At 42.9% G+C, this 7939-nt stretch carries 10 protein-coding genes; 5 read left to right on the top strand and 5 right to left on the bottom strand.

Going from position 1 to position 7939, the window contains the following annotated elements:
• The coding region (locus F6K49_RS32195; RefSeq protein WP_293103175.1) for a tetratricopeptide repeat protein at positions 1-1395 on the bottom strand (1395 nt) is incomplete at its 3' end.
• Between the two features lie 760 nt (positions 1396-2155).
• Between F6K49_RS32195 and F6K49_RS32200 the strand changes: the two genes are divergently transcribed.
• Entirely contained in the window at positions 2156-2650 is a 495-nt protein-coding gene (locus F6K49_RS32200; RefSeq protein ID WP_075903022.1) for a TIGR00725 family protein, read from the top strand.
• On the opposite strand, the gene F6K49_RS32205 is transcribed toward F6K49_RS32200, so the two are convergent.
• On the bottom strand, positions 2647-2814 hold the full coding sequence (locus tag F6K49_RS32205) for a hypothetical protein (protein ID WP_293020520.1): 168 nt from the start codon (positions 2812-2814) through the stop codon (positions 2647-2649). The genes F6K49_RS32200 and F6K49_RS32205 overlap by 4 nt on opposite strands.
• Positions 2815-3044: 230 nt before the next feature.
• Here F6K49_RS32205 and F6K49_RS32210 point away from each other — a divergent pair, with 230 nt between their 5' ends.
• Entirely contained in the window at positions 3045-3473 is a 429-nt protein-coding gene (locus tag F6K49_RS32210; protein ID WP_293103178.1) for a hypothetical protein, read from the top strand.
• A gap of 119 nt (positions 3474-3592) precedes the next feature.
• On the opposite strand, the gene F6K49_RS32215 is transcribed toward F6K49_RS32210, so the two are convergent.
• Positions 3593-3784, bottom strand: coding sequence for a hypothetical protein (locus F6K49_RS32215; RefSeq protein WP_293103181.1), 192 nt, complete (start codon positions 3782-3784; stop codon positions 3593-3595).
• Positions 3785-3813: 29 nt separating this feature from the next.
• Here F6K49_RS32215 and F6K49_RS32220 point away from each other — a divergent pair, with 29 nt between their 5' ends.
• The 3 genes from F6K49_RS32220 to F6K49_RS32230 all read left to right on the top strand — a co-directional run bounded on the left by F6K49_RS32220 (position 3814) and on the right by F6K49_RS32230 (position 7220).
• The gene (locus F6K49_RS32220) at positions 3814-4488 is read left to right on the top strand and encodes a hypothetical protein (RefSeq protein WP_293103184.1); all 675 of its coding nucleotides are present in this window, start codon (positions 3814-3816) and stop codon (positions 4486-4488) included.
• Positions 4485-6407: an ABC transporter ATP-binding protein gene (locus F6K49_RS32225; RefSeq protein WP_293103187.1), complete on the top strand. Its 1923-nt coding sequence runs from the start codon at positions 4485-4487 to the stop codon at positions 6405-6407. The genes F6K49_RS32220 and F6K49_RS32225 overlap by 4 nt, the downstream gene beginning before the upstream one ends.
• A gap of 192 nt (positions 6408-6599) precedes the next feature.
• Positions 6600-7220: a hypothetical protein gene (locus F6K49_RS32230; protein ID WP_293103190.1), complete on the top strand. Its 621-nt coding sequence runs from the start codon at positions 6600-6602 to the stop codon at positions 7218-7220.
• Positions 7221-7243: 23 nt separating this feature from the next.
• Here F6K49_RS32230 and sodX read toward each other — a convergent pair whose 3' ends face one another.
• Both sodX and F6K49_RS32240 read right to left on the bottom strand, forming a co-directional pair.
• Positions 7244-7591: a nickel-type superoxide dismutase maturation protease gene (gene sodX / locus F6K49_RS32235; protein ID WP_293103193.1), complete on the bottom strand. Its 348-nt coding sequence runs from the start codon at positions 7589-7591 to the stop codon at positions 7244-7246.
• Positions 7592-7801: 210 nt separating this feature from the next.
• Positions 7802-7939 (bottom strand): superoxide dismutase [Ni] (locus F6K49_RS32240; protein WP_293103196.1); only part of this gene is annotated, 138 nt, incomplete at its 5' end.

A 7939-nucleotide genomic window follows, 5' to 3' on the forward strand; every position in this document is an offset into this window, starting at 1 on the left:
TGACACCTGCTGCTGCTTCTGGTTGTCTACCAATTCAGGAACAATAGCCTGTTTCAGGGCATCAGAGGCGTTAGCTTGATTGTGGGTGTGACCATTGATCTGACTAGTTAACTGACCATTTATCTGATCAGCTGGTAACTCAGAAGCTGTTAACTGAGAAGCTGGTAACTGAGAACCGGTTCGATAAAATTGCAGTAATTTACGATAGCAAGCATTGGCCTCTTGCCATTTCCCCTGGCGATTCAATGCTTCTGCCAGGTTTTGGTAAGCTACCACCGACTGGGGATTCCGCTCAATTACCTGGCGGTAACAAGCGATCGCTTCTGTTACCAGACCTTCCTTAAATAACTGATTGCCTAGATTAAGGTAGTCCTCTGGTTTAGATTTATCCAACTCTAGCATCAGCTGATGATAACAGCATTTAAGCACTTCCTGTTGGTTTCCCACCTCAGTCCATACTTTAGCTAAGTTGCGATAAGCCCCAGTCAAATCGGGTTTTAGGTTAATCGCCTTTTGATAATATGCGATCGCATCTTCCCAATCCTGCTTACCAGCACACAAGCTACCGAGATTAGCATAAACTTCCGCAAAATCCGGCTCAATTTCCAAAGCTTGGCCATAGTGACCCATAGCTTCAGCAGTCTGACCCATGAACTGTAGCGCATTTCCCCAAATCTTGTAAGCCTGAGCCGTATCTGGGGCAATTTTAATGGCTCGCTCACAGGCAGCGATCGCCTGTTGCCATTGTCTTTGGTTCAAGTAAGTCTGCGCCTGTTGTAGATACACCGTGACTGCTTCCAAAAGACCTCCTGACTGATATTGTTTACAATCGCCCTCACCAGAGCTAGGAACACATTGATCTATAGATTGTTCTCTTGATTGTGACCGATCTAACTTGACGGTTTCTAGTCCAGCCAATTCAATCGCTTTGCGATAATAGGCACTGGCTTGTTCAAATTGACCTTGTTGCTTTAAAGTTGCTCCTAGACGTTGGTAACCCAAACTCGATTTAGGGTCTAGTTCAATAGCTTTGTGATACTGGGTCACTGCTTCATTTAGTTGACCTTTTGCCCACAGGTAATCCCCGTGATTAATACATGAGTCGGCTGTTTTATGTTCTCCTGCTAGGGGGATAGTTCCTAGTTGCGATGCTCCAAAAGAGCCGCTACGCGAATGCTGATTATTATTTTGATTATTGTTTTGTTCTCTAGATGCTTCTGATGTCGATAACCAGTTAACTAAAGCAACAGGGGGCAGATCACCATTAGTCCCATGCCAATGAGGATAATGGAGTCGATGGGGAGTGATCAGGGTATCTTCTGCCATTGAGGGCAACAGATGATGTTTGGGGGATGGCGAACTAATCAGAAAGTATCGTTTGAGTCGATGGAACATTTCCAAAGGCAACAGAGAACAGCTGATCTGGGAGTAGGGAGTAGTGAGTAGGGAGTAGGGAGTAGGGAGTCGGGAGTCGGGAAAGAGAGGAAAGAGAGGAAAGTGTGGGAGGTGTGGGAGGTGTGGGGAGATGGGGAGATGGGGAGATGGGGAGGGGTAATAAAATTGACTATATCTGACCCTTACTAGGAAACGCTATCCTCTCAATCTACAAATTAGATATCGCTAGGAATTATAGCTAATTTTTATTAAAAAATGGGTTAATCAGTTATTGATAACTCAGTTTTGTTAAGGAAATTATTGGCAAACAAAATTATTAGCAGATAACTCCAATTGTCTGTGTGATTTAATTGACAATTAAGCACACCTTTACCTAAGTTTTACACAAGGTTTACAGACGCTTCATACTATAGCATTCAGCCGTCAGCCGTCAGCCGTCAGCCTAAGGCTCATGCTGCTTGAGGTGCTTATTTTATTGAAAAGCACCTCAAGCAGCACCATTTGTAGCACATACAGCGGTTTGCACTTCAATTAGGTACAAATTTATGGGTTTTTAGGGAGCAGGGAGCTTCGGAGCAGGGAGCTTCGGAGCAGGGAGCAGGGACTGAGGCCGTGGGCCACGCTACGCGAACGGAAGAGGAAAGAAGGAGAAAATCCTGTGTACTTGATAGTTATGCAAACCGCCGTAAGCTGATACGCGACACGCTGATAGCTATCTTAAGAGTTACTTTATTAACAGTCTCTGAGAGTTAAATAAGCCATGAGAAAAATAGTGGTTGGGGTAATGGGGCCTGGAGACAAGGCCACTGCTACTGACATTAATCGTGCGTATCGTCTCGGTCAACTGATTGCTGAGAATGGCTGGGTACTGCTGACCGGTGGCAGAAATGTGGGAGTGATGGATGCGGCCAGTCGGGGAGCCAAAATGGTTGGTGGCTTAACGATTGGTATCTTACCCACCAAGGACACTAGGGCCATGTCTGAAGCCGTGGATATTGCCATCGTTACGGATATGGGCAATGCTCGCAATACGATTAATGTACTCTCTAGTGATGTGGTGATTGCCTGTGGTATGGGCATAGGAACAGCCTCGGAAATTGCTCTGGCTCTCAAAAGTTGGAAAAAAGTAGTTTTGTTGAGTGACCATCGAGAGAGTCAAGAGTTTTTCTGTAGTCTGTCCCAGGAGAATGTATTTCTGGCAACAAGTCCAGATGCTGCTATTGAGTTGGTTAAAACTATTTTAAGTCAGGCTTAGATTTGTTTCAGACTTAGGCCGGATCGCAAGTAGTGTGTCAGTGCAACAGTTTTTGAGTGACTAAAAACAGCAGGGGGAAAATGCGTTCGCGTAGCGGCTCCATTCGCGTAGCGTGGCCCATTCGCGTAGCGTGGCCAATAGGCCAAGGCCAAGGAGCATCGCACTATTTCATGATCTGAAGTTTCCTGTTCTGTCTTCCCTAAATTTTGTTAGTTGAATACCATAATTTTCCTGTCTTGATGCAAAGCGCGAGTGGGTGAAACCTCCTTTGGCAGACTGAATCCCTTGTGTAGTAAGCTTTCCGAGTTTTTTAACTGGAACTAATGCACAAAAGGTACTGAAGACACCCTATAGGAAAGGAAGACTAAAGAAAGAAGTGTAACGATTTCGGACAATGCTCAAATTTCAATCTCTAGGCTTATCAATTATTTCCGCCTCGCTTGTTTTCCATAGTCAAGCACTTGCGTGTGTTCCCGAGTCTGTACTAGACCGGTTTACTAACTTTTATTTTTGGCAGGTTAATCCAGAAATGTCAAATAGGAATATCAAGTCCCACCAAACACAGTACAAAAAAGAGTGGTTGGCTATTAAAGAGGTTTGGAAATACAGGATGGTCTGGATGGAATTACCTCGGTGCTATGCTGATGAGGGAGACTATGGTTATGAAATTGAGGATTACGGGGAGACAATTAGAGCAATAACCGACGCGGTATTCTATGTCCGTCGCCCTGAATTAAAGGGGCGTAAAATCAGACTAAGTGAAACCCACCTAATTCGAGAGTGGAACTGGATAAAACAGAGTTTTCCATACAGTTTGTGTTAGTCAGCTTGGTATCCCAAGTACACAATAATTGACACAACACTTTTAATTATTATAGCGGTTTATAGTCTAATCAGGTACACAGGATTTTTTCTCTGTTCCCTGTTCCCTAAAGGCGTTGCTTAATAATGGAATGAATTAAAGAGCTTTGTGGAATAGTTGTTCGCGTAGCGTGGCCTTTTGGCCAAGGTTGTCAGGTTGTTCGCGTAGCGTGGCCTTTTGGCCAAGGTTGTCAGGTTGTTCGCGTAGCGTGGCCTTTTGGCCAAGGTTGTCAGGTTGTTCGCGTATGGATCAGCAGTATCGAAACGCTGCAATTCAGGAATGTCGCGTCACGGTTAGGGGTATGATTGCCAGCATCAAGGCATTCCACTTCGACAAAATGTCTAATGTTGATGTGGCTAACAATAAGCAACTACAGCTCCAAGTGGCACGAGAGGTGGGCTTGATTACGCCCCGTACCCTGAGTACCAACAATCCAGAGGCAGTGAAGCAATTTGCCTCTGAATGTCAAGACCAGGGTATCGTTACCAAAATGCTATCTTCCTTTGCTATCTATGGGGAGCAAGGGCAAGAGCAGGTTGTTTTCACGAACCCAGTCACAGCCGAGGATTTAGAGCATGTGGAAGGACTCCGTTTCTGTCCGATGACCTTTCAGGAAAAAGTGCCCAAGGCTCTAGAATTACGAACCACGATCGTGGGACACCGTATATTTACTGCTGCCGTGGATTCCCAGAGCTTAGAAGGCTCTACTTTCGACTGGCGCAAGGAAGGCCGAGCGTTAGTTAAATCTTGGAAAGCCTATGATTTCCCCGAAGAGGTTGAAAAAAAGTTGCTTAAACTGATGGCTTATTTTGGTTTAAACTATGGAGCCATTGATATTATTCTTACCCCTGATGGTCGGTATGTATTCCTGGAAGTTAACCCGGTTGGGGAATTTTTCTGGTTGGAGACGTTTTCCCCCCACTTCCCCATTTCTCAAGCTATTGCTGAAATTCTCCTCACCCATGGGTCAAAATGAAAGCTGATCAAATCCCTCAAGTTACTAATGATGAAGCCGAAAAGTTACAAGAAAAATTAGATAATAATCTAGAAAAATCAGAAGAAAAGCTAGATAATGTTCAAGATACAGATACAGATAATAAGACAGATAATGAAATAGAGAAAGTACCGGAAGAACTAGAGACGCATTTATACCGGCGTCTATTTGACTATGGTTGGCAGCATAAAGCACCCTTTTTATTCGCTATAGTCTTAACTATCTGTGCTTCATTTATCAACTTCTTTATTCCCCAGGTTAATCGCTATGTTATAGATGTAGTGATTCCCGAAAAACAATTTAATATGCTGCCTTGGGTAGGAGTAATTATCCTATCTATGACTTTAGCAGCCGGTGCTTTGCTATTTTTTCAACTATATGCAAGCAAAGTATTCGGACAAAAAACTATTGAGAGCATTCGCCTAGATTTATATCAACATATTCAAGGTCTATCCATTAGTTTTTTTGAAGGCCAACGCACGGGCGAATTAATGTCACGGTTGGCAAGAGATGTGGATATAGTCGGGCAATTACTATCTGCTAATTTAATTGCTATATTAATCGATAGTTTTGCGTTTATTGTCGTTTTCATCTATATCCTTGTCAGTAACTGGCTGCTGGCAATCATGATTGCCATTACCTGGCCTTTCATCATTTATATTTTACAATTTTCTCAGAAAAGACTACAAAAAATCTATCAATCGGTTAACGATAAAGCTGACTTAATTAGTAATCACTTACAAGATACTATCTCGAATATCAAAATTATCAAGTCTTTTGGTAACGAGCAGTATGAAATTGACCGATTTAGCGAATTTAGTCGTAACTATCGGGAAGAGAATCTTAAGGCAACTCGGTTTTGGTCTATATTCGTACCGATTATTAATACCCTGAATGAACTGGGAAATTTACTGACATTAGTTTTCGGTGCTTGGGGAGTGATGGTTAGCCATCTGACTATTGGGGAATTAGCAGCCCTGTTAACCTATGTCACCCTTTTAAATAAACCGATTAATCGGTTTAATGGATTAGTCAATATTATCCAAATTTCAGGAGTATCAGCCAAAAGAATTTTTCAGATTTTAGATACCAAAGTAGAGGTTAAAGAGAAGGAAAATGCGATTAACTTGACCTCGATACAGGGCAATCTCAAATTTGAAGGGATGGAGTTTGCTTATCACAACAATCAGTCAGTGATCAGAAACTTCAATTTAGACATTCAACCGGGGATGTCAGTGGCGTTAGTGGGTTCTTCTGGTTCGGGAAAAAGCACTGTTGCTAAAATAGCCGCTCGGTTTTACGATCCCCAAAAGGGACGAGTATTACTTGATGGACATGATCTACAAGATATTACTTTAAGCTCCTTGCGATTCGGCGAAGCCGACGCTACGCGAACGCATATTGGCATCGTGCCCCAAGAAACGTTACTGCTCTACGGCACAGTAAGAGAGAACATAGCTTACGGTAAGCTAGATGCCACAGATCTCGAAATTGAAGCAGCAGCAAAAGCTGCCAATGCCCATGATTTTATTATGGGTTTCCCTGATGGTTATCAATCCATTATTGGTGAGCAGGGTGTGAAACTATCAGGAGGACAGCGACAACGGATTGCGATCGCCCGAGTTTTGCTCAAAAATCCCCAAATTGTTATTTTAGATGAAGCCACCTCGGCTCTAGATTCTGAATCAGAACAACTGATTCAAGAGTCTATTAAACAGCTTTTTAAAGGACGCACTAGCTTAGTGATTGCTCATCGACTTTCCACTATTGCTGATGTTGATTTAATTGTAGTTCTGGAAAAAGGTGAGATTGTGGAAACTGGAACCCATACCGAATTAATTGCTCAAGGGGGAAGGTATGCTTATCTGTATGAACTGCAATTTGTGAAGTCAGGAAATTAAGTAGGATAACGGTAAAAAGGGTGACTGGGTGTAAGGTAGCTGTGTGGAAGACAACACAAGCGCTAGGACTTCCTTCCCATAAACACCTCCAGTAGCGTGGGCATAGCGCATTAGCTGACTGCTGACGGCTGATAGCTGAATTCTTACTATGATAGTTATGCTCCTAGAGACGATATCACACTACTCTAATCAATGCCCACGCTATTGAAATTGGCAATAATTGCCGCCCATCTATCGGTCTATCTGGTTGCTGCGGTTAACATCTGGATTTTTTCTTATTGGAGTCAATTCTATACTTCTGTAGTCAAGGTGCGATCGCTACCACTGATCTACTGTGGCTATGCTTGTTTTGCGATCGCTAACTCCTACGAAATTGCTGAGCACATCGGCGATGACTGGGTTTATGTCAGCCAAGTTTCTGATCTCAATCGGTTATTCTATACCTTCATTACTGCTGGCATGTGCTTGATTGCCCTGGGACTAAAAAAATCCCGCTTTCTGGATTTCATCTTAGTTGCCAGCACGGTTGCTGTTCCCCTACTTTATGGTGTTCAAGAGGGCAAAGAATTAATGCAGTTGGTGCAATTAGTTCCTTCGATAATTTTTGTCTATAACTGGTACGTAGTTATGAGGGACTGGCGAGTTTTTCTATTCCCATTATTCTCAAATGTGATCACTGTTGGTTTTGGTATTGCCCTGATTGTTACCGGACAGCAGGCGCTTCATCTGTTCGTCGGTTCTGCTTCAGCGATTGGCTTACTAATTCTTGGGCGAGTGGCATGGGTAAAACCAAAAAGGCATTCCAAGGGATAGCTTTGGAAAGTCAAAAAAAACGATTAAAAAAAACGACTGGTTACTTTACCAATAATTTGTTGAGAATCCACTAAACCAAAAGAGCGGCTATCGGTACTTTCTATTGGGTTGTCTCCTTCTAGGAAACAACGTCCATCTTCCAGCACCACAGTTACCCGTTTCACCAATCGCAACTGCTTTCGGTAAGGGTGTCTAGCCACAACAATGTCACCAACCTTGGGCGGCATGTGCCGATAAGCTCTCGGATCAATTAAGAGCTCCTCTCCTGGTTGGAGCAGGGGAATCATGGATCCTCCTGTAACTCTGAAGCGCAACCGTTTTCGCAATATCAACAGTGCTAGCTCAGGAATACTGTTTTTGGTAAAAAGCATTTGAATTAAGAATGTAGAATTAAGAACTAAGAACTAAGAACTAAGAATTAAGAATTAAGAATTAAGAATTAAGAATTAAGAATTAAGAATTAAGAATTCTACATTCTGCCTTCTGCCTTCTGCCTTCTGCCTTCTGCCTTCTAGATTCTGCTTTCTACATTCTGCATTCTAAATTCTACATTCTTAATTCTACATTCTACATTCTGAGGTTTAGCTAGCCTTATACCAGACGATATCGCGATTCTTGGTTGCCCAGAAAATCTTGTGGATATTCTCTACTGCATCAAGTAGCTCATTGGCGTGCTCAAGGCTAACTTCCACCTTGCAGGCAGAGCATAACTTTGCGGA

This window comes from Moorena sp. SIO3I6, assembly GCF_010672095.1.